At 55.5% G+C, this 21711-nt stretch carries 21 protein-coding genes; 13 read left to right on the top strand and 8 right to left on the bottom strand.

The window, feature by feature from the left end; translation table 11 throughout:
• Window positions 1–15: 15 nt before the first annotated feature.
• The 4 genes from ACN0UH_RS07845 to pilT form a co-directional block, all read right to left on the bottom strand.
• On the bottom strand, window positions 16–1071 hold the full coding sequence (locus ACN0UH_RS07845; RefSeq protein WP_417661529.1) for a haloacid dehalogenase-like hydrolase: 1056 nt from the start codon (window positions 1069–1071) through the stop codon (window positions 16–18).
• 186 nt (window positions 1072–1257) lie between these two features.
• Window positions 1258–1656 carry an NINE protein gene (locus tag ACN0UH_RS07840; protein WP_417661528.1) on the bottom strand — a complete coding sequence of 133 codons (399 nt, stop codon included), beginning with the start codon at window positions 1654–1656 and terminating at the stop codon, window positions 1258–1260.
• A 125-nt stretch (window positions 1657–1781) separates the two neighbouring features.
• Complete coding sequence (locus ACN0UH_RS07835; protein WP_087515258.1) at window positions 1782–2930, bottom strand: PilT/PilU family type 4a pilus ATPase; 1149 nt, start codon at window positions 2928–2930, stop codon at window positions 1782–1784.
• Window positions 2931–3056: 126 nt separating this feature from the next.
• Window positions 3057–4091 (bottom strand): type IV pilus twitching motility protein PilT, encoded by a 1035-nt coding sequence (gene pilT, locus ACN0UH_RS07830; RefSeq protein ID WP_087515257.1) that lies wholly within the window; start codon window positions 4089–4091, stop codon window positions 3057–3059.
• Between the two features lie 193 nt (window positions 4092–4284).
• On the opposite strand from pilT, the gene ACN0UH_RS07825 reads away from it, so the two are divergent.
• The 10 genes from ACN0UH_RS07825 (at window position 4285) to ACN0UH_RS07780 (ending at window position 13333) form a co-directional block, all read left to right on the top strand.
• On the top strand, window positions 4285–4992 hold the full coding sequence (locus ACN0UH_RS07825) for a YggS family pyridoxal phosphate-dependent enzyme (protein ID WP_417661527.1): 708 nt from the start codon (window positions 4285–4287) through the stop codon (window positions 4990–4992).
• On the top strand, window positions 4989–5807 hold the full coding sequence (proC, locus tag ACN0UH_RS07820) for a pyrroline-5-carboxylate reductase (protein ID WP_417661526.1): 819 nt from the start codon (window positions 4989–4991) through the stop codon (window positions 5805–5807). Before ACN0UH_RS07825 ends, proC begins: the two co-directional genes overlap by 4 nt.
• A gap of 10 nt (window positions 5808–5817) precedes the next feature.
• Window positions 5818–6408, top strand: a complete 591-nt coding sequence (locus tag ACN0UH_RS07815; RefSeq protein WP_417661525.1) for a YggT family protein — start codon at window positions 5818–5820, stop codon at window positions 6406–6408.
• Between the two features lie 418 nt (window positions 6409–6826).
• On the top strand, window positions 6827–8809 hold the full coding sequence (locus ACN0UH_RS07810) for a dynamin family protein (protein ID WP_417661524.1): 1983 nt from the start codon (window positions 6827–6829) through the stop codon (window positions 8807–8809).
• Between the two features lie 163 nt (window positions 8810–8972).
• Complete coding sequence (gene metX, locus ACN0UH_RS07805) at window positions 8973–10112, top strand: homoserine O-succinyltransferase MetX (RefSeq protein ID WP_417661523.1); 1140 nt, start codon at window positions 8973–8975, stop codon at window positions 10110–10112.
• A gap of 7 nt (window positions 10113–10119) precedes the next feature.
• Window positions 10120–10743, top strand: a complete 624-nt coding sequence (gene metW, locus ACN0UH_RS07800; RefSeq protein WP_417661522.1) for a methionine biosynthesis protein MetW — start codon at window positions 10120–10122, stop codon at window positions 10741–10743.
• 20 nt (window positions 10744–10763) lie between these two features.
• Complete coding sequence (locus tag ACN0UH_RS07795; RefSeq protein ID WP_417661521.1) at window positions 10764–11183, top strand: DUF4426 domain-containing protein; 420 nt, start codon at window positions 10764–10766, stop codon at window positions 11181–11183.
• Window positions 11180–11773, top strand: a complete 594-nt coding sequence (gene rdgB, locus ACN0UH_RS07790; RefSeq protein WP_417661520.1) for an RdgB/HAM1 family non-canonical purine NTP pyrophosphatase — start codon at window positions 11180–11182, stop codon at window positions 11771–11773. Before ACN0UH_RS07795 ends, rdgB begins: the two co-directional genes overlap by 4 nt.
• On the top strand, window positions 11770–12972 hold the full coding sequence (gene hemW, locus ACN0UH_RS07785) for a radical SAM family heme chaperone HemW (RefSeq protein WP_417661519.1): 1203 nt from the start codon (window positions 11770–11772) through the stop codon (window positions 12970–12972). Before rdgB ends, hemW begins: the two co-directional genes overlap by 4 nt.
• A gap of 37 nt (window positions 12973–13009) precedes the next feature.
• A complete protein-coding gene (locus ACN0UH_RS07780; protein WP_339489739.1) occupies window positions 13010–13333 on the top strand; it encodes a DUF3392 domain-containing protein in 324 nt (107 codons plus the stop codon).
• A gap of 56 nt (window positions 13334–13389) precedes the next feature.
• Here ACN0UH_RS07780 and ACN0UH_RS07775 read toward each other — a convergent pair whose 3' ends face one another.
• Entirely contained in the window at window positions 13390–13914 is a 525-nt protein-coding gene (locus tag ACN0UH_RS07775; RefSeq protein ID WP_417661518.1) for a dihydrofolate reductase, read from the bottom strand.
• Between the two features lie 219 nt (window positions 13915–14133).
• On the opposite strand from ACN0UH_RS07775, the gene ACN0UH_RS07770 reads away from it, so the two are divergent.
• From ACN0UH_RS07770 to ACN0UH_RS07760, 3 genes are all read left to right on the top strand, one after another.
• Entirely contained in the window at window positions 14134–15183 is a 1050-nt protein-coding gene (locus ACN0UH_RS07770) for a glycerophosphodiester phosphodiesterase (RefSeq protein WP_417661682.1), read from the top strand.
• 68 nt (window positions 15184–15251) lie between these two features.
• The gene (locus ACN0UH_RS07765) at window positions 15252–16646 is read left to right on the top strand and encodes a DUF2868 domain-containing protein (protein ID WP_417661517.1); all 1395 of its coding nucleotides are present in this window, start codon (window positions 15252–15254) and stop codon (window positions 16644–16646) included.
• Window positions 16639–18033 (top strand): GTPase/DUF3482 domain-containing protein, encoded by a 1395-nt coding sequence (locus ACN0UH_RS07760; RefSeq protein WP_417661516.1) that lies wholly within the window; start codon window positions 16639–16641, stop codon window positions 18031–18033. Before ACN0UH_RS07765 ends, ACN0UH_RS07760 begins: the two co-directional genes overlap by 8 nt.
• Before the next feature lie 70 nt (window positions 18034–18103).
• Here the strand turns inward: ACN0UH_RS07760 and ACN0UH_RS07755 are convergent, their stop codons facing one another.
• The 3 genes from ACN0UH_RS07755 to ACN0UH_RS07745 all read right to left on the bottom strand — a co-directional run bounded on the left by ACN0UH_RS07755 (window position 18104) and on the right by ACN0UH_RS07745 (window position 21688).
• A complete protein-coding gene (locus tag ACN0UH_RS07755) occupies window positions 18104–19168 on the bottom strand; it encodes a transporter substrate-binding domain-containing protein (RefSeq protein WP_417661515.1) in 1065 nt (354 codons plus the stop codon).
• 144 nt (window positions 19169–19312) lie between these two features.
• Window positions 19313–20473 carry a TIGR03364 family FAD-dependent oxidoreductase gene (locus ACN0UH_RS07750; protein WP_417661514.1) on the bottom strand — a complete coding sequence of 387 codons (1161 nt, stop codon included), beginning with the start codon at window positions 20471–20473 and terminating at the stop codon, window positions 19313–19315.
• A gap of 195 nt (window positions 20474–20668) precedes the next feature.
• Window positions 20669–21688 carry a putative 2-aminoethylphosphonate ABC transporter substrate-binding protein gene (locus ACN0UH_RS07745; protein ID WP_417661513.1) on the bottom strand — a complete coding sequence of 340 codons (1020 nt, stop codon included), beginning with the start codon at window positions 21686–21688 and terminating at the stop codon, window positions 20669–20671.
• Window positions 21689–21711 lie beyond the last annotated feature (23 nt).

Genomic DNA, 21711 nt, shown 5'->3' with positions numbered 1-21711 from the left:
CTGGCCCTTGCTCGTTTACTGGATATCATCGGGCTTGACGATGACCCAGTTCTTATCAGCCGTCACCGGCAAACCTTCCTTGGCTTGCGCCTCGGCGTTGGTTTTTATCATGCCGTTGAGCTGAGTCATGTATTTGTCTTTGCGGTTGACCCACAGATGAATCCCGCCTTTGTTGACGTCGACGCCGTGGAATAGCATATAGCCGTCGCTGTCCGGGGTGTCGCCGGCCACCAGAACCGGTTTTTTCCACTGGTCGATGTAGGTCAGGATGGCGCCCTGCTTGCCTGCCATCCAGGTTGCAGGTGTCCATAGATACGGAGTCAATTCAAGACCGAGGTTGGTCTTCTCATCGTATTGACCCGCACTCACCTGCTTACGCGCGGTGGTCAGTTCGTTGGTCTGGCGATTCTTGAGCAGCATCGTTACGCCGATGACGTTTTGCGGTTTGACGTTGTAGCCGTACTTCGGATCAGAGGCGACCATGCGCACCAACTCCTCAGACGCGGCACTCACCACGTATACCTCAATGCCGTTTTCCATCAGCTTGTTGTACAGCTCGGTCTGACCGGCGAATACCTTAGGCGGCTGAACTTCGATGGTCTTGACCTCATCACCGTCATAATAGGTACTTGGCACCGGCTTGCCCGAGGCCATCAACTCATCAACATAGCCTTTGAGTTCCTTGAGAGTGAAGCCGGAGAACACCTGCGCAACCCATGGGTAGCACACCATGTCGTCCACTTCGCAGAGGCGATAGTAGTAACTGAACAGGCTTTCCTTGTGGTCAGCGGTGTCCTTGAACGGCATCAGCTTGAGGGAAGGATCGAGCTTTTCACGGGTGATCAGCCCTTTGTTCTCCATGAACGGCAGCAGCGACTCTTCCAGATCGTTACGATAGCTGGTGTTGTCCATGTCAAAGACAGCGAAGTTACCTTTATTGGCATTCGCCTCGATCATTGCATTGAGTTGCTTGGCTGCCGGTGCCGGCCAGTGCGTGAGCTCGGTGGAGAAAGCCTGACCCGCCAGACCCAAACAGAGTACGGCGGCCAGCAATTTTGGCGCGAGCTTCATAACGGTTCTCTCTTTTTTAGTTGGAGACAGACACCGTAACAAAAAAATACTGTGAATTTTGCGCGTTAACGACCCGATGAACTCTGGCGGCGTCACGCGGCGCCTTTAGCCGCAAGCATTCAGGTTTTTTTGGCTATCACACACGAAAAAACCCGCAAATATGCAGGTTTTCGTGCAAAGCGAAGGCTACGCCCGTGAGGCGTTCTTCAGTGACACTTGGGTGTTGAGTGTCCAAAAATCATACAGCACACCGACAAAGAACAAACCGCCAGTGAACAGGTAAATAATCCCGGTGATCCACTTGCCTTGGTACATACGGTGTACACCGAAAATACCGAGGAAGGTCAACAGAATCCAGGCAACGTTGTAATCGGTTTCGCCTGCGGTGAAGCGCAAATCGGCCTCTTTATCCATGGAGGGGATCAGGAACAGGTCGATAATCCAACCGATAAAGAACAGGCCCAAGGTGAAAAACCAGATGGTGCCAGTCACGGGTTTACCGTAGTAAAAACGATGAGCACCGAGAAAACCGAAAATCCATAACAGATAGCCGATTGTTTTACTGTGGGTGTCTTGTTGCTGCATATGCGCCTCCTGCTTGCAGGCCTAGTCCGAGACAACAATTTACCCGAGATTGCCGGTTACGCAAACAATCGCGCAGCACATGGAATATCGCCGTGCTGCGCCAATGTTTGTTAACGACGCGTTGGCTAGCGAAAGCTGCGGCCCGGGTTATCGTCGTTGCTGACTTCCAATGACAAGCCTTGAGACATGCTGGTCAGGTGATCGCCATCGGTTTCTGAGCCGAGCTTGATCATCAGGCGCAAATCGTTCGCCGAGTCGGCATAGAGCAATGCATCTTCGTAGGTGATTTCGCCCTGGCTGTAGAGGTTGTAGAGCGCCTGATCAAAGGTTTGCATGCCCTGCTCGGTTGAACGTTTCATCAACGCTTTGAGCTCGTGCACATCGCCTTTGCGAATCAAGTCAGCGGCCAGTGGCGTGTTGATCAAGACTTCAATTACCGCGCGACGGCCTTTGCCGTCCGGGGTTGGGATCAACTGCTGGGCGACGATTGCCTTGAGGTTGAGCGACAAATCCATCCACACCTGATTCTGTCGGTCAGCCGGGAAGAAGTTGATGATCCGGTCCAACGCCTGGTTGGCGTTGTTGGCGTGCAATGTGGCCAGACACAGGTGACCGGTTTCAGCAAAGGCTACGGCGTGATCCATGGTTTCACGGGTACGCACCTCACCAATCAGAATTACATCGGGCGCCTGACGCAGGGTGTTCTTCAGTGCGACTTCAAATGACTCGGTGTCGATACCCACTTCACGCTGAGTGACGATGCAGTTCTGGTGTTGGTGGATGTATTCGATCGGGTCTTCAATGGAAATGATGTGACCGCTGCTGTTCTTGTTGCGATAGCCGATCATCGCCGCCAGAGAGGTCGATTTACCCGTACCTGTCGCCCCGACGAACAGCACCAGACCGCGCTTGGTCAGTGCCAGTTTTTTTAGAATTTCCGGTAGCTGCAAGTCATCAAGCGTTGGGATATTGGTTTCGATCCGGCGCAGTACCATGCCTGCCAGGTTGCGCTGATAAAACGCACTGACCCGGAAACGGCCAACGCCACGCGCGCTGATCGCAAAGTTACATTCGTGATTCTCAGTAAAGTCGCGACGCTGCTGCTCGTTCATCACCGAATGCACGGTTTCACGCGTTTGCTCAGGCGACATGGCAGTTTTGGTGATCGGCATGATCTTGCCGTTGACCTTCATCGACGGTGGCACGCCCGCTGTAATGAAAAGGTCAGAACCACCTTTCTCGACCATCAGGCGCAGCAGTTTTTCAAAGTCCATTGTTCTCTCTCACCGTCGCAGTCACGCGTTACGCTGTAAGTGACGCCAATGCGCGTGTGCCATTGGCGTCTATGCTCCGGGGCACAAACGGCGCCAGAGGTTTGGAGTATAGCCAGTCGCGCTTTTTTAGAAATTTTCAGGGTTCTTGGATTTCTCACGCGCGCTTTCGCGGCTGACCAAGCCTTTTGCCACCAAACCTTTCAGGCAGGCATCAAGGGTCTGCATGCCCAGCGAACCACCGGTCTGGATCGACGAATACATCTGCGCCACCTTGTCTTCACGGATCAGGTTACGAATCGCCGGGGTGCCGATCATGATTTCGTGAGCCGCCACCCGACCACCGCCGATTTTCTTCAACAGGGTCTGGGAAATAACCGCCTGCAATGATTCCGACAACATCGAGCGAACCATGGATTTTTCTTCAGCCGGGAACACGTCAACTACCCGGTCGATGGTTTTTGCCGCCGAGGTGGTGTGCAACGTACCAAATACCAAGTGGCCGGTTTCTGCGGCGGTCAGTGCCAGGCGGATGGTTTCAAGGTCACGCATCTCACCCACCAGAATGATGTCCGGGTCTTCCCGCAACGCCGAGCGCAGTGCTTCAGAGAAGCCCAATGTGTCGCGGTGAACTTCACGCTGGTTGACCAGACACTTCTTCGACTCATGCACGAATTCGATCGGGTCTTCAATGGTCAGAATATGGTGATATTTAGTGGCATTGAGGTAATCGAGCATCGCCGCCAAGGTTGTCGACTTACCCGAACCCGTTGGGCCGGTCACCAAGACCAGGCCGCGCGGCACGTCGGTGATCTTGCGAAACACCTCGCCCATGCCGAGGTCTTCCATGGTCAGAACCTTGGAAGGAATTGTCCGGAATACAGCGCCAGCACCGCGATTCTGGTTAAAGGCGTTAACCCGGAAACGCGCGACACCCGGCACTTCAAACGAGAAGTCAGTTTCCAGGAACTCTTCGAAGTCCTTACGCTGCTTGTCATTCATGATGTCGTAGATCAGCGCATGCACCTGTTTATGGTCCAGTGCTGGCAGGTTGATGCGACGCACGTCACCATCAACACGAATCATCGGTGGCAGCCCCGAAGAAAGGTGCAAGTCTGAAGCGCCTTGCTTGGCACTGAACGCCAGCAGTTCTGTGATATCCATGTAACTCCCCAACAGGCTGCTTAAAGAACCACCGCATCCGGTTATGCAGTGTTTAAATCAAATCAAACGGCTTAACTAGCACGCGTCTTTGCAGGCAGAATGACGCGCCCTGTCACGTTAGTTTTTCTCAACCAGCGGCCATTGACGTTAGAATGCCCCACACGCAGAGCGAACGGGCCACAGAGCGTAAGCAATGTCCACGATATCAGAGAATATAGCAAAGGTCGGAACTCGGATCCGTGAGGCGGCGCATGCCTGTGCACGTCAACCCGAGACAATTGGTTTGCTTGCCGTAAGCAAAACCAAACCCGCCTCAGCAATTCGCCAGGCTTATGCCGCAGGGCTGCATGACTTTGGTGAAAATTATCTACAAGAAGCACTGGATAAACAGCACGAATTATCCGATTTGCCATTGATTTGGCATTTCATCGGCCCCATTCAGTCAAATAAGACCCGCGCCATCGCTGAAAACTTTGCTTGGGTGCACGCTGTTGATCGCCTCAAGGTTGCTGAACGCTTATCTGCTCAGCGCCCTGCACATTTGCCGGCATTGAATATCTGCATACAGGTCAATGTCAGCCAGGAAGCGAGCAAAGCAGGTTGCACGCCTGAAGAATTGCCAGCACTGGCGGCGGCAGTGAATCAATTACCAAACTTACGGTTAAGGGGCTTGATGGCAATTCCAGAGCCCAGCGATGACCCGGCTGAACAAAACGCTGCGTTTGCCTCACTGCGCGAGTTGCAGCAAGGCTTGAACCTCAACCTCGATACATTATCCATGGGCATGAGTCACGACCTTGAGGCGGCTATTGCCCAAGGCGCGACTTGGGTTCGAATTGGCACGGCATTGTTCGGTGCCCGCAACTATTCCTCTGAATCAACACAGGAACCTTCGCTATGACTTCTCCTCGCATCGCCTTTATCGGCGCAGGCAACATGGCTGCCAGCCTCATCGGCGGCATGCGCGCGCAAGGCGTGGACGCCAGCGCCATTCGTGCCAGTGACCGCGGCGAAGAACAACGCGCGAAAATCTCTGCGGAACACGGCATCAGTACATTCGCCAGTAACGCCGAGGCGATTGAAGGTGCTGATGTGATCGTACTGTCGATCAAACCGCAGGTGATGAAAGAGGTCTGCCTCGATCTCGCCCAGCACCTCAAACCGGGTCAACTGGTCATCTCCATTGCTGCCGGTATCAACTGCACCAGCCTCGAAAACTGGCTGGGTGAGCGACCAATCGTGCGCTGCATGCCCAATACACCTGCCTTGCTACGCCAAGGCGTCAGTGGTTTGTACGCCAACGCCCTGGTTAGCACCGAGCAAAAAGATCAGGCAGAGCTATTGCTCAGTGCAGTCGGCGTCACCGTTTGGCTTGACCAGGAACAACAAATCGATGCTGTCACCGCAGTATCAGGCAGCGGTCCCGCGTATTTCTTTCTATTGATCGAGGCCATGACCGCAGCAGGCGAGAAACTTGGCCTGCCACGCGAAACCGCGGCCAAACTGACTCTGCAAACAGCCTTGGGCGCCGCCCACATGGCCGTCGCCAGCGATGTCGACGCGGGCGAACTGCGGCGTCGGGTGACTTCACCGGCGGGCACCACTGAAGCTGCAATCAAAACCTTCCAGGCTGGCCGTTTTGAGGTTCTGGTTGATGACGCATTAAACGCCGCTGCTCGCCGCTCGGCTGAGCTGGCCGAACAGCTAGGCAAATAAGGAGCAAATAATGATTGGTTTGAACACTGCAGGCGTCTACATCCTGCAAACTATCGGCAGTCTCTACTTGTTGATTGTGCTGCTGCGATTCATCCTGCAATTGGTCCGCGCTGACTTCTATAACCCGCTTAGCCAGTTTATCGTGCGCGCGACTCAGCCACTGCTGAAACCAATGCGCAAATTCATACCAAGCATTTTCGGGCTCGACACCTCCTCGCTAATCCTCGCACTGATCGTCCAGTTTGTGCTGATGGAGCTAACCCTGATGCTCATGGGCTACGGCTTTGGCGCTCCGCTGCTGGTATTGGTCTGGTCGATCATTGGCGTCACCGCCTTGTTCCTCAAGGTGTTCTTCTTTGCCTTGATCATCAGCGTGATCCTGTCTTGGGTTGCGCAGGGTAGCCATAACCCTGCGGTTGAACTGGTGAACCAGATTTGTGAACCCCTGCTGATGCCTTTCCGGCGCATCCTGCCAAACCTTGGTGGTCTCGACCTGTCACCGATCCTGGCATTTTTGGTACTTAACCTGATCGACATGCTGGTGATCCGCAACCTGGCGGTCATGACCGGCATGCTCTCGGGCCTCAGTCTGGCGATCTAATAACTTTAGCCGTGGCTAGGCGAGGATTTAATTCTCACCTAGCCGCGACAAAGCTATGTTCAAACTGTTGAAAAACCCCTGCCTACAGCTTTGCCAGGCAACATATTCAAACCCGTCACAAAACGTTACACGCCAGCAAAACCTCCCTGTATCTCCCTCTCCCAGCGAACTTGAACGCTGCATTTAAGCCATTTGGTCCACTGAGGCTACCGTTTGGCAACAAGGTCAATTGACGAGCCCAATAAGCTGGGCATAATGCCATCAGCGCAATGATCTAACGCAAACGAGACGGATCTCACATAACGGTTCAGAGACGTCCCAGTTACCGCCCAAATAGAGCCATTATGGTTTATTAGCGGAACCTCAATACCGGTGCAAGACGCACACGATGCGTGAACTCGTGAAAGGATAGGTTTGAATGAGCATGGAACGTCTCACCCAGCAGATTGACGCCTATGTCACGTGGAAGCGTGAGTTAATGCGTGAAATCATGCGTTATCGAAGCTGGCTTGAGGTCAATCGATTAAACTCGGACACCGTTACGGCCAAGCTTGAGCGGGCACTTCGGGTTTTGCGCACAGATCACATCACGCTGGCGTTCGTGGGTGAGTTCTCGCGCGGCAAAACCGAACTGATCAACAGCTTATTCTTCTCTTCTTATGGCCAGCGCATGCTGCCATCGCATGCCGGGCGCACAACCATGTGCCCGACCGAGCTGTTCTTCGACCCACGCTCAGAACGCTCATATATTCGTCTGCTGCCGATTGAAACCCGCACCTCCGAGGCCAGTGTTGCCCAGTTCAAGCGCGCACCTCAGCACTGGATAAATATTCCGCTGGATACCAGTGATCCAGCCAACATGATCGAAGCCTTCACTCAAGTGTCGAAAACCAAGCCGATGAAGGTTGAAGACGCTATCCAGTTGGGCTTCCACCCAGACACGCTGGAAAACAGCGGCAGACCAGGCCTTGTCATGGTTCCAGCCTGGCGTCATGCCTTGGTCAATTTCGACCATCCACTGCTGCGCCAAGGCTTGCGCATTCTCGACACCCCCGGCCTTAATGCGCTGGGTTGCGAACCTGAACTGACATTATCAATGCTGCCGAGCGCGCAGGCGATTTTGTTCTTGCTGTCTGCCGACACCGGCGTGACCGCAAGCGATATGGCCGCTTGGCAACAGCATATTCATCCGCTAGAAGAAGAAAGCCACGCCAGTTTATTTGCCGTACTGAATAAGATCGACGTGCTCTGGGATGACTTGGCTGGCGAGGCGTTCGTGCAGAACAGCATCCGTCAGATTCAAACCATCACCGCCAAACAACTGGGAATCAAACCAGACGACGTGCTGCCACTTTCAGCAAAGCAGGCGCTTTTGGCGAAAGTGCGCAAAGACCCGGATCTGCTGGCACGCAGCCAAATGCACAATTTGGAAACTCTGCTCTGCGAGCGCATCGTCAGCCAAAAGGAACGCTTGATCGAAGATCATGTGGTCAATCAGGTGCTCGGCTTGGTGCAAAACAGTCAGCACGTCCTGAACGTGCGCCTGGAGCAAGTTAATCAGCAGCAGGCGCTGCTTAATACGCATCAGCAAGATAACGGCCAGATGCTTTTTGAGCTGACGTCCAAGACCAAAGAGGATCACAGCCAGCATCACAAGCGCTTGCTGGGGCTGAAAACCAACCAGCGACTACTCAAACGTCAAGGCGATATGCTCCGCGCTGCTGTGCGCCCCGAGCAGCTCGAAATACACATGGCGCTCGCCCGCAAAGAGCTCACCAGTTGCTGGACAACCGTTGGCATTAATCAGGCAATCGTGCATTTCTTTAGCTCGATCAAAAATGATCTGCACAACCTTGGCTATGAAGCGGAAACCGCCAATACCATGGTCGCGGCGGTTTACCGCAGGCATAACGAAGAAAACCCGCTGAATGGCGTTGATGCACCGCAGTTCAATGTTGAACGTTATGCGCGCGAACTCAAGCAACTGCAAATCAAGGCCGACCAGTTCCGTTTGCAATTGAAATCCCTGCTGACTGAGCAAAAAAGCCTGGCTAAACGCTTTTTTGCCACGCTTGCGCAAGAAGTTGTCGGCATGCACCAACGCCTGCGCCAAGATGCCGATCAATGGACCAGCGATGCCTTGATGCCGCTGATGCAGCACACACTAGAGCACAAGCAACTACTTGAAACGCACATGTTGCGGCTCAAGGCACTGGCTCAAGAAACCCAACAAACCCGCCAGCGCACCCAGCAATTGGCACGCTATCGCGAAGACCTGAGTGCACAGTTGAGTGAAGCGGCGGATATGTTGCGTAACTTGCGGCGCCCGGCGCCAATCCAGCGTCATAACAAGGTTGTAAACCTGCCAGTTGCTGCTCGCAGCATGAGCGCAACCGAATAACCTCCGCCGCCAACTGATCGGTGCGGCCTCAAACCGCGCCTCCACTTTGTATCCGGGCTTTACTCAAAAGCTCATCGCACCGCCCCATCGCTTGCCGCATGGGGCGGCGCTCTTTAGACTGCATGACTTTCTTTTTCAACTCTCAACTTTGCGAGCAGGGTCGATGTCGACTGCCTTTCCACAAGATTCTGTTGGCTTGGTGACACCCCAAGTACTGCATTTTGCCGAGCCGTTATCACTGGCTTCCGGGCGAACCCTTGCCAACTATGACCTGATATATGAAACCTACGGCGAGCTGAACGCTGCGCGCAGTAACGCCGTATTGATTTGTCATGCACTTTCCGGCCATCACCATGCCGCGGGTTATCACAGCGCTGAAGACCGCAAACCCGGTTGGTGGGACAGCTGTATCGGCCCCGGCAAAGCCATTGATACCAACCGTTTTTTTGTAGTCAGCCTGAATAACCTTGGTGGCTGTAACGGTTCTACCGGGCCGTCAAGCATCAACCCCGAGACGGGCAAGCCATTTGGCGCCGATTTCCCGGTGATGACCGTCGAATGCTGGGTGCACAGCCAAGCCCGGCTGGCAGATGCACTCGGTATCGAGCAGTGGGCAGCGGTCGTTGGCGGTAGCTTAGGCGGTATGCAGGCAATGCAGTGGACAATCAGTTATCCACAGCGAGTGCGGCATTGCGTTGCCATTGCCTCGGCACCGAAATTGTCGGCACAGAACATCGCCTTCAATGAAGTCGCGCGCCAGGCAATTCTGACTGACCCAGAGTTTCATGGCGGTCACTTCCAGGAGCAGGGCGTCATCCCTAAGCGAGGCCTGATGCTCGCGCGCATGGTTGGACACATCACGTATTTGTCTGATGACGCCATGGGCGAAAAATTCGGGCGCGGCCTGAAGAGTGAAAAGCTCAATTACGACTTCCACAGCGTCGAGTTTCAGGTCGAAAGCTACCTACGCTATCAAGGCGAAGAGTTTTCCGGACGCTTTGACGCCAACACCTACCTGCTGATGACCAAAGCGCTCGACTACTTTGATCCAGCTGCAGCGAATGACGGCGACCTGGCGAAGACCCTGGCCGCGGCAAAAGCAGATTTCTGCGTAATCTCATTCACCACTGACTGGCGCTTCTCGCCGCAGCGCTCACGCGAGATCGTTGATGCACTGACCTCGGCTCGCAAAAACGTTTGCTATCTGGAGGTCGATGCGCCACAAGGCCATGATGCGTTCTTGATCCCGATCCCACGTTATCTGCAGGCATTTAGCAGCTATATGAATCGAATTACTCTGTGAGGCAGGCATGAGAGCCGATCTGGACATTATCCAAGACTGGATTCCCGCAGGCAGCCGCGTGCTTGACCTTGGCTGCGGCAACGGCGAATTACTCGCCTGGCTGCGCGACAATAAACAGGTCTTTGGTTACGGCCTGGAAATCGACCCCGACAACATTGCCGAGTGCGTCAATAAGGGCGTCAATGTCATCGAGCAAGATCTCGACAAAGGTCTGGGTAACTTTGCCGATGCCAGCTTCGACGTCGTAGTAATGACGCAAGCGCTGCAGGCCGTGCATTTCCCGGATCGAATCCTTAAAGAAATGCTCCGCGTCGGCAAAACCTGCGTCATCACCTTTCCAAACTTTGGCCACTGGCGCTGCCGCTGGTATCTGGCCAGCAAAGGCCGCATGCCGGTTTCCGACTTTTTGCCCTACACCTGGTACAACACGCCGAATATTCACTTCTGCACATTTGAAGACTTCGAGCGCCTGTGCCTGGACCAGCAAGCAACCATTCTTCAACGCCTCGCCGTTGACCGCGACCACCGGCATGGTTGGGCCAGCAAAATCTTGCCTAACCTATTAGGTGAGATAGGCATCTATCGTGTCAGTGGTCATAGCGCCATGAACAGCAACGACCAAGCCAGCTGACTTTTTAAAGGAGACACCTTATGCGCCGCCTCGTCGTATTACTTATGGCTCTGTGTCTGAGCTTGCCAGCCTTCGCTGAGCGCAAGAAAACCTACGGTGACCTGGACATTCACTACAACGCCTTTAACTCGGGCTTTTTGCAACCCGACATTGCCGCAGCCAATGGTTTGGTGCGGAGCAAAACCCAGGGCGTGGTCAACATTGCCGTGCTTAAAGGCGGCAAAGCCAGCAACGCTCAGGTCAGCGGTTCGGTAAAGGACCTGCTGGGTAAGGACTATCCGCTTAACTTTAAACAAGTCAGCGAACCAGGCGCCATTTACTACCTTGCGCAGTTCCCTTTTGAACAACGTGAAGTATTGCGCTTCACCATTAATGTCACCGCTGGCGACGGCAAGGCGCATAGCTTCGAATTCAACCAGGAATTTTTCCCAGACGAATGATTCAACTTACTGAACTGGTACTGGCCAGCCATAACGCTGGCAAACTCAAAGAACTCCAAGCCATGCTTGGCGACTCAATTCGCGTGCGCTCAGTTGGCGAATTCAGCAGTGTCGAACCCGAAGAGACTGGCTTGTCGTTCGTCGAGAACGCAATTCTCAAGGCACGCAATGCCGCGCGGGTATCCGGCTTGCCAGCCCTCGCCGATGACTCTGGCCTGGCTGTGGATTATCTTGGCGGCGCCCCCGGCATCTACTCGGCGCGCTATGCAGACGGCCAAGGTGATGCCGCCAACAACGCCAAGCTGCTGGACGCCCTTAAAGATGTCGCCCCCGAACAACGCGGCGCCCAGTTTGTTTGCTGTCTGGCCTTGGTTCGCCACGCCGATGACCCACTGCCGATCATCTGTGAAGGGCTGTGGCACGGGCGTATCCTGCCCGCAGCGCAAGGCGCACATGGTTTTGGTTACGACCCCTTGTTCTGGGTGCCTGAACGCGACTGTTCCAGCGCTGAGTTAACTCCAACCGAGAAGAACCAACTCAGCCACCGGGCGCGCGCCATGGCGTTGTTCAAACAACGGCTGGGCCTATGACAACAACCTCGAGCGCAGGCGTAACCATCGCCACTGACCGCGTTCACCATGTGGTTGAAGGCTTCGTATTGCCGCCGCTGGCGCTGTATATCCACATTCCCTGGTGCGTTAAAAAGTGCCCGTATTGCGACTTCAACTCGCACGCCGCGGCGCCAACCTTGCCAGAAGAAGAATACGTTGACGCTTTGCTCGCTGACCTCGATGCCGACTTACCCGCTGTGTACGGGCGTGAACTGACATCGATCTTTTTTGGTGGCGGCACACCGAGCCTGTTTTCAGCCAAGGCCCTCGGGCGTCTGCTTGCTGGCGTTGAGCAGCGCATCAAGTTTGCCGCCGACATTGAGATCACCCTCGAAGCCAACCCCGGCACTTTTGAACAGGCCAAGTTCTCGGCCTACCGCAAGCTGGGAATCAACCGATTATCAATCGGCGTGCAAAGTTTCCAGTCGGCCAAACTGCAAGCGCTCGGCCGGATCCACGATGGCGATGAAGCCGTGCGTGCCGCCGACATGGCCCGCGCAGCTGGCTTTGACAATTTCAACCTCGACCTTATGCACGGTTTGCCCGATCAATCCATTGACGATGCGCTGGCTGATCTGCGCACTGCAATTGCGCAACGACCGACACATCTGTCTTGGTATCAATTGACGCTTGAACCCAATACGGTGTTCTGGAACCAACCGCCGACACTGCCCGAAGACGATACGCTCTGGGATATTCAGGAGGCGGGCCAGGCGCTGCTTGCCGAACATGGCTATGCCCAATATGAAGTCTCCGCGTACGCCCAACCAGGCAAAGTGGCGCGGCATAACCTGAATTACTGGAGTTTCGGCGATTTCATCGGGATTGGTGCGGGCGCTCACGGCAAGCTCAGCAGCCCTGATGGCATTATCCGGCGCACCTGGAAAACCCGTCTGCCCAAAGACTACCTCGATCCTAACAAGCGCTTTAGTGCGGGCGAGCGTGTTCTCGGTCAGGATGAGTTACCGTTCGAGTTTTTAATGAATGTACTGCGCCTCACCGAGGGTGCTGCCAGCGAGCTGTTCAGCCAACGCACCGGCTTGCCGCTCAGCCTGCTGAGCGAGGCTCGTAAACAGGCGCAGCAACGCGGCCTGCTGCAAGACAATCCTGATCGCCTCACTGCGACAGCAGAGGGTCAGCTGTTTCTGAACGATTTACTGCAACAGTTTTTGCCTTGATAGGCAGTTGATGAGCCTTTTGCTCTAAGGACACCGCATGGACCTGCTACTTGACCTAACCGCCACACTGTCACGCTGGAGTCGCAGCCACCTGTACGATATCTCGCTGGCGATCATGGCGACCTTGTTCGTACTCTTCGGCCCGGCGATCAATGCTTGGGTCCAGCGCAGCATTGGCGGCCTGAACTTTGTCTTTCGCACCATCATTTTCGTGGTCGTGTGCGCCGTGGTGTATGGCTTGGCTATCGTTTTCCTGACGCCTTACCTGAGCGCTGGCCTCGGCCAATTCAACAACTACACCTTGGCGCCAGTGTTGTTGCTGGTGTTCTTTCTGATCGGCGTGCTGGCTGATCGCAGCTAGAAACAGCACAGCCTTCAATGGTGGATGGAAAAGCGCCATCCACCCTGCTAATGCGTTTAAAGGCGCTGCCAGCCTTCAAATACGTGAGGTGGGGTTGTCTCTGTGGCGGGATGCGCCTCGCTTGAGACCAGTTGCCAGACGGCGGCATCAAACTCAGGAAACCAGGCATCACCGTCCGGGCTCAGATTAATCCGCGTCAGGTACATGCGCTGCGCCTGCTCAAGGCCTTGCGCATACAGCTGCGCGCCGCCAATCAGCATCAGCTCATCCACGCCCTGCTCACGCGCCCAGGCATCGGCACGGGCCACAGCCTCCTCCAGCGAAGCAAAAACCTCAGCGCCTTGCAGTTGCAAACCGCTTTGGCGGCTAACTACCAAGTTCAGGCGCCCCGGCAAAGGTCGGCCGAGCGAATCCCAGGTTTTACGCCCCATGATGATCGGCTTGCCCAGCGTCAGCGCCTTGAAGTGCTTGAGATCCGCTGGCAAGTGCCAAGGCATTTGGTTATCGAGGCCAATCACGCGGTTGTCCGCGAGCGCCGCAATCAGACAGAGAGGAAGAGTATTTTTCATGCGGGCGAGCATAGCAAAGCTTAGGTGTAGGGTGCGACAACGCGCAGCTTGTCCACCATGACTTAAACCCAGTCCAGACTGCTGTAACCAAAGCGTCACCCAGCCTGTAGCAGACTATCCTTTTAGCGAACACCTCGCACAAGGACGACGCGCATGCCTGCTCTCAACACTCTATTTGCTGACCACCGCTCTCGCCTGGGCGCTTTAGCCTGCCTGCTTTGCTTGCCCTTTATGGCGGTCGCAGCGCCTGAGTCGCCTGCGCACGCGGCCAAGGCGCAGCCTTATCCACTGGTCATCGGCCACCGTGGCGCCAGCGGCTATGTGCCCGAACACACGCTCGGCGCTTATGCATTGGCGGTCACTCTGGGCGCTGACTATATCGAGCCCGACCTGGTAATGACCAAGGATGGACAGTTGGTAGCGCGGCATGACAATGAACTGGGCTTGACCACAAACGTGGCGGATCACCCGGAGTTTGCCGAGCGCAAACGCAGTAAAACGGTGGATGGCGTCACGCTGAATGGCTGGTTTAGCGAAGACTTTACCTTGGCAGAACTTAAAACCCTGCGCGCCATTGAGCTAATCCCCAACGTCCGCCCCGGGAACGCACGCCTCAATGGCAGCATGCAGATCCCGACGCTGCAGGAAATCATCGACCTGAGCAAAGACCTGCAACGTAGCCAACAGCGGCAGATCGGCCTGTATATCGAAACCAAGCACCCCAGCCACTTTCAGCAACAAGGCCTAAGCATGGAGAAACCGCTGCTGAAAATCCTCAAGGCAAACGGTTTAGACAGCGCCAAGGCACCGGTTTATCTCCAGTCGTTCGAAGTCAGTAACCTTAAACAGCTCAGTCGTGACAGCGATATTCGCCTGATCCAGCTTTACGGCGAAGGCCAGCCGTTTGACCAAGCCAGCAGTGGCGGCACCCTGACCTACGAACAAATGGCAACGCCGCAAGGCTTCAAGCAGATTGCCGAATACGCCGTTGGCGTCGGCCCACACAAAAGCGCGATTATCCCTCTGGACAACAATGGCGCTCTCGACCCGGCCAACACCACACGTTTTGTCGCCGACGCCCACGCTGCCAACCTGAAAGTTCACCCTTATACCTTTCGGGCAGAAAACAGTTTTCTGCCAGTGAACCTGCGCAAAGGCGATGACCCGCAAGCCCGTGGCGATATCGAGCAGGAAATGAATATCTTCCTCGATGCAGGGATCGACGGCCTGTTCAGTGACCAGCCAGACGTTGCAGTTAAGGTCAGAAGCTTGCGCAAATAATCTGATGACGTAGTTGAAACAGCGTCCAGCGGTTATGCTCAGCATTCAATCCTGAGACGAGATACCGCGTGACTGCAGCTTCCAATACGCTGAGCAAACTGCAAAAGCTCTGGCTCACCGAGACCATCCGCTTGCGCGAGGAGCACACCGGACCGCTCGAAGACAGCGAAGCCAACCGCCGTGTGCAAATCAGCGGCGGCGACTTTGCCGAGCGTCTGCAGCATCGTGCTTTATTGCTGGCCGAACGTGACGGTCAGCGACAAGCCTTGAGCCATTGGTACCAAGGCTCGCGCCTAGCGGTTTTGGCCATGCTGATATTGGCCGTGTTCAGCGGCATAGGCTTGAGTGTTGCAGCCCTCGGTGACGGCCTGCGCCCGGTCAACGTGTTCTGGGCGCTCGGCAGCATGCTTGGGCTGAACCTGCTGATGTTATTGGGCTGGCTGCTTGGGCTTCTGTTTGCCGGAAATAGCGCCGGAGCACTGGGCCGTTTGTGGTTGTGGCTCAGTGAGAAACTGGCGCGCGATGCGCAGGTGGCGCAACTGGCACCGGCCTTGCTCATTTTGCTGCAACGTCAGCGACTCAGCCGCTGGGTGCTGGGCATCATGAGCAATGGACTCTGGCTGGTTGCACTGCTCAGCACCCTGTTGAGCATGTTGCTGCTGCTAGCCACACGGCGCTATGGCTTTGTCTGGGAAAGCACAATTCTCAGCGGTGAAACCTTTACCGTGCTGACGCAAAGTATCGGCGCCTTGCCCGCGCTGTTTGGCTTCAGCCTGCCGGATGCCGAGCTGATCCGCATCAGCGGCGACAGCGCCATGCTCAGCGAAGCCGCACGACAGAGTTGGGCCGGCTGGCTGGTCGGCGTGTTGCTGATTTACGGCATCATTCCGCGCCTGCTGCTGACGCTTGCCTGCTGGCTGCTCTGGCGCAAAGGTCGCGCTGCCCTGAAACTCGACACCAGCCTTCCCGGCTACAGCCTGCTGCGCGAACGGCTGCAACCGAGCAGTGAACGCCTTGGGATAAATGACAGCGCGCCGGATGCATTGCATCAGCCAGCCACAGGTTACAACGCTAACCCGAGCGAAGAAGCGGTGTTGATGGCCATCGAACTGGATGCACAACGCCAATGGCCACCGACCCATTTGCCTGAAAGCGTGCGTGATGCCGGAGTTATCGACAGCCGCGAACAACGCCAGCGCTTGCTCGAACAATTGACACGTTTCCCCCCGGCCCGCTTGGTGATTGCCTGCGACCCGCGCCGCTCGCCCGACCGCGGCGCCTTGGGTTTGCTTGGCGAACTCAGCCGTTGCGCAGGCGCTACACGCATCTGGCTATTACAGCCACCAACAGGCGAGCCGCTCGACAGCGATCGTTTAAGCGACTGGCACACAGCACTCAACACCTTGCAACTGCAACACAGTGATTCGGCGCCGCTAAACTGGCTGGAGAGCGGTCATGACTAAGCCCAAAGCGCTGCGTCTGGCCGTAGTCGGCCACACCAATGTTGGCAAGACTTCACTACTGCGCACCCTGACCCGCGACGTCGGCTTTGGCGAGGTATCACACCGCCACAGCACCACCCGCCATGTTGAGGGCGCACGCCTGTCGGTCGAGGGTGAAGCACTGCTGGAGCTGTACGACACACCGGGACTGGAAGATGCAATTGCCCTGCTCGACTATCTGGAGCGTCTAGATCATCCGGGCGAACGGCTCGATGGCCCAGCGCGCCTGGAGCGTTTTCTGCAAAGTAGCGAAGCCCATCAGCGTTTCGAGCAAGAAGCCAAGGTGCTCCGTCAGCTTCAAGCCTCCGACGCCGGTTTGTATGTGATTGATGCACGCGAACCGGTGCTGGCCAAATACCGCGACGAACTCGAAGTGCTGAGCATGTGCGGGCGCCCTCTGCTGCCGGTCTTGAATTTTGTTGCCGGTAATGCTCATCGCGAACCCGAGTGGCGAGAAGCACTGGCCCGTATTGGCTTGCACGCACTGGTGCGCTTCGACAGCGTGGCGCCGCCCGTTGATGGTGAACGGCGCCTTTATGAAAGCCTGGGCCTGCTACTGGAAAAAGCCGCGCCGCAATTGCAACGCCTGATCGACGATCATCAGGCCCAACGCGAAGCCCGGGTAAAGGCGGGGCTGCAGTTAATTGCTGATTTGCTGATTGATTGCGCGTCCTATCGACGCAGCGTTGCAGCTGAGCCTGCGCTTGAGAAAGAAGCGATCAATTCGCTGCGCAAGAACATTTGCAAGCGCGAACAACGCTGCGTTGAAGACCTGCTCAAGCTCTATGCCTTCCGCAAAGATGACGCCAAGGCAGAAGACTTACCTCTGCTTGACGGTCGCTGGGGCGATGACCTGTTCAACCCGCAAACCCTCAAGCAACTCGGGATCAAGGTCGGTGGCGGCATGGCTGCAGGCGCAGCAACCGGAGCCGGGATCGACTTATTGGTTGGCGGTATTACTCTTGGCGCAGCTGCAGCGCTTGGAGCATTGATTGGCGGCGGCGCACAGACCTTGCGTGGTTATGGCCAGCGCCTTAAAGGCAAGTTCAAAGGTGAACGTGAGTTAACGGTCGATGACGCCGTGCTGCGCCTTCTGGCCCTGCGCCAGCAACTGCTGCTGGGAGCCTTGGATGAGCGCGGCCATGCAGCGATGAATGCAATCAAGCTCGCCGCCCCTCAAGACAGCACCTGGCGCCAGGGCAAACTGCCCGAAGCCTTGCGCAACGCCCGCGCCTATCCACAATGGTCAAGCATTGATAATCGCAATTGGCGCAGCAGCAGCGAGCGCCGCGAAAGAGTGGAAGCTCTAACCAAAGAGCTGCTTGATCAACAAGTCAGCAAGGGTTGAAGCTGATTGATGCGACCCTGACCAATCGCTCAGGGTCGCTCATGATGTTGAAGGCAGGGAGCCCTGACAACTACTTACTCAGGTACACATCCTTGAGTCGCTGCCACTCCTCGCCATTGGTGATGCGTAGGATTTCTTGGCTAATCGGCTCACGCAACGTGCTGCCACTGGCTACCGCAAACGCATATGACTGATTGTCAAAGGTGCCCGGCAATACCTCCAAACCACCGCGAGCCAACTCTGTATTGCGGTACTGCAAGATCGGCAGGTCATACACAACTGCGTCAGTCGTACCCTCTTGCACCGAGCGCATCGCACTTAATACATCCGGGTAAACCGTGTTGCGGATGCGTTGGCTGGTCAGGTATTTCTCTCCGACAGTACCGCCAACAGTCGCTACATGTGCACGGTTCAAGTCTTCAGCGCCTTCGATGCCGCTCTGCAAGTTGCCCACCGTCAACGCCGTGGTGACCGCAGCCGTAAAGGTCGACACCATGATCAAGGCGCTGAACATCCAGATGATTGCGATCAAGCGCCCGCCAAGTGTCACCGGTGATTTGTCGCCATAACCGACCGTCGTCATGGTCACCGCCGCCCACCAAAAGCTGTTGCCCAACCCTTGTGCAGGATTACCACCAAACTGATCTTTGTTGCGTTGGCGCTCAAACGCCCAAAGTAGCGCGCCGACCAGCAACAACAAGCCTGCCAAACCCAACACCAAGCTGGCAAATTGCCAAGACAGCAACCCCTTTAACGCCGACCAGCCACTGTTATCCGCGCCACGAGGCACGGCAATAGCCAAGCCGGTTTGATAAATAGGGTGAGTGAAGTCGAATTTGCTTTCGCGCTCGGCAGTCATGGTCAGCGCGCCAATCACCACATCGAGATTCCCGGCCTCAAGGCTCGGGAGTAACTCGCCAAACTGCATGGGCTCGAACTCGAACTGGTAACCCAATTGCTTGGCGATGTCCTGCCAGAGATCTACGCTGATCCCACGCCAGTCGCCATTTTTTTCTTGGATAACGAAGGGAGGAACCTCACTCAAACCTACGCGCAGAACTGGTTTACCGGACTCATCTGCAACGGCTGAGAAACCAAACAGACACAAAAAAAACACTGCAATAATCCTATGCATAGCCAAACTCCCTGTTCACCAGCAAAGGTATAGGGTAACAAGTTTTGGCCGTGATTCCGGATTAGAAGCGGCTATGATGGCCTTGCAGGCCCGCATAATAAAGCGTTCAACCGCTCTGGAACGCTAGCTCCAGAGCTATTACATTTATGCAGCCTGAGTGCTTGGCCAAGCACTTTCACCGAGCATTGCAGCAACAGTGCGTTCACCCAAACCTAGTCCAACACTCATGCCAAGACCGGTATGCATCAGCACCGCAGTCACGCTTTGATCAGCGCAGAGCACACTAAATGGCCCCGGACCACGACTGCCATAAACCCCTTGCCAGCGCTCAACCACCTCAATCGGCGCGCCCAAGGTTTGCTCCGCCAGATTGATCAGTATTTGATCAGTCGCTTCGCTATTGAATGGTTCGATATCACTGCCATAAACATGCGAGTCACCGATAATCAGTTCACCGTAAGGAGTGGGGCTGATCAGCAAATGAATGCCGTTGGCTTGCAGTTCCGGTTGCTGCTGACGAATTTCCTCGCGGATAGCATCAGCCTCCGGCAAGTCGGAAAATGCACCGTAATGCACACAGCTCAAACCGGTAAGCAATGCATGCTGCAACTGCAGAGGTTGCTGCAAGCGCGCGCGCAGCATCTGCAACCCGCACACTTGCGGTTGCAATGCGCTGATTTGCTCGGCCAGCAAGGTTTGGTAATCGTGACCTGAACAGACCACAACTCGCGGGCTACGGAAGACGCCGCGGGTGGTTTTGACCACACCGGGCTGAATATCCTGCACCAAGGTCGAGAAGTGAAACTCTACGGCGTAACGCTGCTGCAAGTGCTTAGCCAATTGCGGAATGGCTTCACGCGAATAGATCTGTTGATCATCCAAGCCATGCAATGCCGAGCGATGATGTGCAAAACGGCCCTCATACAAATCGCTTAACGCCGCGCCACGTAGCAAATCAACCTTGTATCCATGCTCGCGTGCCCGGCCCTTACAAAATGCCTCAAGCAACGCTTCCTCTGCTTCGGTGCGAGCAAACAATAGCGAGCCTTGCTGCTTGATCGACAGACCTGCGTCTGCCGCAAGACCGGCCCATAACCCCCGGCTCAAGCGTGCCAGATCGAGCATTGGTCCCGGCGCCTGCCCGGTAACCAGTGCTTGTCCAAAGTTACGCACTGAAGCACCTAAAGCGGTGTGGCTGCGCTCGAATACCTTGACCTTAAGGCCGCGTTTAGCCGCAGCATAAGCATGCGCCAAACCCAGAATACCGGCGCCCACAACCAGCAAATCACAATCCTGCTGACTCATTAAAAATCCTCAAACTCAGTGTTTAATTCACCCTAACTGGAAGAGCACGCCTTGCGGCCGCACGCACCCTGCAGAGCTTTTACCCAATCAATCGCACCACAAATCGAGCGGCAGGCAGCGGCAATCTGGGTAGACGCGCGAGCGCAGAGCACGGCACTCCCGCGCAACACCGCCAGAGCGCCGCTGCCGACTGCATCACTGAGCGACAGGCTCTGATTTGCCGTCATAACGCTTGCGCCATTCGGCGAGGATCTTGTCGCGGTTTTCAGCAGCCCAGGCAAAGTCGTTCTTGATCAGACGCTGTTCGTAATCAGCCGGCAGTTCCTGAAAGCGCTCAGCGATGCCAGGCTGGGCCAATACTGCAAAGTTGCTCTTATACAGCTGCATGGCATCGCTGCTGGCAGAGAAATCAGCCAGCTTTTTCGCAGCTTCCAGATGAGCGGTGCCTTTGATGATGCCGGTCGCCTCGATATCCCAACCCAGGCCTTCTTTGGGCAAGATGATGTCCAGCGGTGCGCCTTTGCGTTGCAACTGAACTGCTGGGTATTCAAACGAGATACCAATTGGGAACTCGCCAGCCGCAGCCAACTTGCAAGGCTTGGAGCCCGAGTGGGTGTACTGACCGATGTTCTGATGCAGGCGATCCATATAGGCCCAACCTTGCGGCTCACCGAAGGTTTGCAGCCACGAGCTGACATCCAAATAACCGGTGCCGGATGATGCCGGGTTAGGCATGACGATTTTGTCTTTATAGACTGGCTTCGTCAGGTCTTCCCAACTAACTGGTTTCGGCAAATTCTGCTTCTCTGCCTCGACAGTGTTGAAGCAAACAGTTGCCGCCCACACATCCATCCCAACCCACGCCGGTGGATTGGCTGCATCGCGGTAATTAGCACTGATTTTATTCAGTTGCTCTGGCGCATAGGCTTCAAGCATCTGTTGCTTATCGAGCACGGCCAGGCTGGACGCGGCCAAGCCCCACACAGCATCAGCCTGTGGCCGTGCTTTTTCTGCCAGCAGTTTGGCGGTAATGATGCCTGTCGAATCACGCACCCATCTGATTTCGATATCCGGATTTTTCTTCTCAAACGCTTCTTTGTAAGCCTTGAGTTGCTCCACCTCGAGTGCGGTGTAAACGGTCAACTCGGTTGCAGCATTGGCGTGCAGACTAAAACCGGCAATTAAAGCGGTAGCTAGAGCAGTGCGTTTAAACATGTGAAGCTCCATTATCAAGGATT

Origin of the sequence: Pseudomonas sp., from assembly GCF_048265905.1 — a bacterium.
Taxonomy (GTDB): domain Bacteria; phylum Pseudomonadota; class Gammaproteobacteria; order Pseudomonadales; family Pseudomonadaceae; genus Aquipseudomonas.
The sequence above is the reverse complement of the archived record's forward strand: the minus strand, read 5'-3'. Positions and strand labels throughout refer to the sequence as shown.

Excerpts from the sequence above, each read along its gene's own strand:
- ACN0UH_RS07845 (WP_417661529.1), bottom strand. The coding sequence starts at position 1,071 with ATGAAGCTCGCGCCAAAATTGCTGGCCGCCGTACTCTGTTTGGGTCTG.
- ACN0UH_RS07840 (WP_417661528.1), bottom strand. The coding sequence starts at position 1,656 with ATGCAGCAACAAGACACCCACAGTAAAACAATCGGCTATCTGTTATGG.
- ACN0UH_RS07835 (WP_087515258.1), bottom strand. The coding sequence starts at position 2,930 with ATGGACTTTGAAAAACTGCTGCGCCTGATGGTCGAGAAAGGTGGTTCT.
- pilT (WP_087515257.1), bottom strand. The coding sequence starts at position 4,091 with ATGGATATCACAGAACTGCTGGCGTTCAGTGCCAAGCAAGGCGCTTCA.
- ACN0UH_RS07825 (WP_417661527.1), top strand. The coding sequence starts at position 4,285 with ATGTCCACGATATCAGAGAATATAGCAAAGGTCGGAACTCGGATCCGT.
- proC (WP_417661526.1), top strand. The coding sequence starts at position 4,989 with ATGACTTCTCCTCGCATCGCCTTTATCGGCGCAGGCAACATGGCTGCC.
- ACN0UH_RS07815 (WP_417661525.1), top strand. The coding sequence starts at position 5,818 with ATGATTGGTTTGAACACTGCAGGCGTCTACATCCTGCAAACTATCGGC.
- ACN0UH_RS07810 (WP_417661524.1), top strand. The coding sequence starts at position 6,827 with ATGAGCATGGAACGTCTCACCCAGCAGATTGACGCCTATGTCACGTGG.
- metX (WP_417661523.1), top strand. The coding sequence starts at position 8,973 with ATGTCGACTGCCTTTCCACAAGATTCTGTTGGCTTGGTGACACCCCAA.
- metW (WP_417661522.1), top strand. The coding sequence starts at position 10,120 with ATGAGAGCCGATCTGGACATTATCCAAGACTGGATTCCCGCAGGCAGC.
- ACN0UH_RS07795 (WP_417661521.1), top strand. The coding sequence starts at position 10,764 with ATGCGCCGCCTCGTCGTATTACTTATGGCTCTGTGTCTGAGCTTGCCA.
- rdgB (WP_417661520.1), top strand. The coding sequence starts at position 11,180 with ATGATTCAACTTACTGAACTGGTACTGGCCAGCCATAACGCTGGCAAA.
- hemW (WP_417661519.1), top strand. The coding sequence starts at position 11,770 with ATGACAACAACCTCGAGCGCAGGCGTAACCATCGCCACTGACCGCGTT.
- ACN0UH_RS07780 (WP_339489739.1), top strand. The coding sequence starts at position 13,010 with ATGGACCTGCTACTTGACCTAACCGCCACACTGTCACGCTGGAGTCGC.
- ACN0UH_RS07775 (WP_417661518.1), bottom strand. The coding sequence starts at position 13,914 with ATGCTCGCCCGCATGAAAAATACTCTTCCTCTCTGTCTGATTGCGGCG.
- ACN0UH_RS07770 (WP_417661682.1), top strand. The coding sequence starts at position 14,134 with ATGGCGGTCGCAGCGCCTGAGTCGCCTGCGCACGCGGCCAAGGCGCAG.
- ACN0UH_RS07760 (WP_417661516.1), top strand. The coding sequence starts at position 16,639 with ATGACTAAGCCCAAAGCGCTGCGTCTGGCCGTAGTCGGCCACACCAAT.
- ACN0UH_RS07755 (WP_417661515.1), bottom strand. The coding sequence starts at position 19,168 with ATGCATAGGATTATTGCAGTGTTTTTTTTGTGTCTGTTTGGTTTCTCA.
- ACN0UH_RS07750 (WP_417661514.1), bottom strand. The coding sequence starts at position 20,473 with ATGAGTCAGCAGGATTGTGATTTGCTGGTTGTGGGCGCCGGTATTCTG.
- ACN0UH_RS07745 (WP_417661513.1), bottom strand. The coding sequence starts at position 21,688 with ATGTTTAAACGCACTGCTCTAGCTACCGCTTTAATTGCCGGTTTTAGT.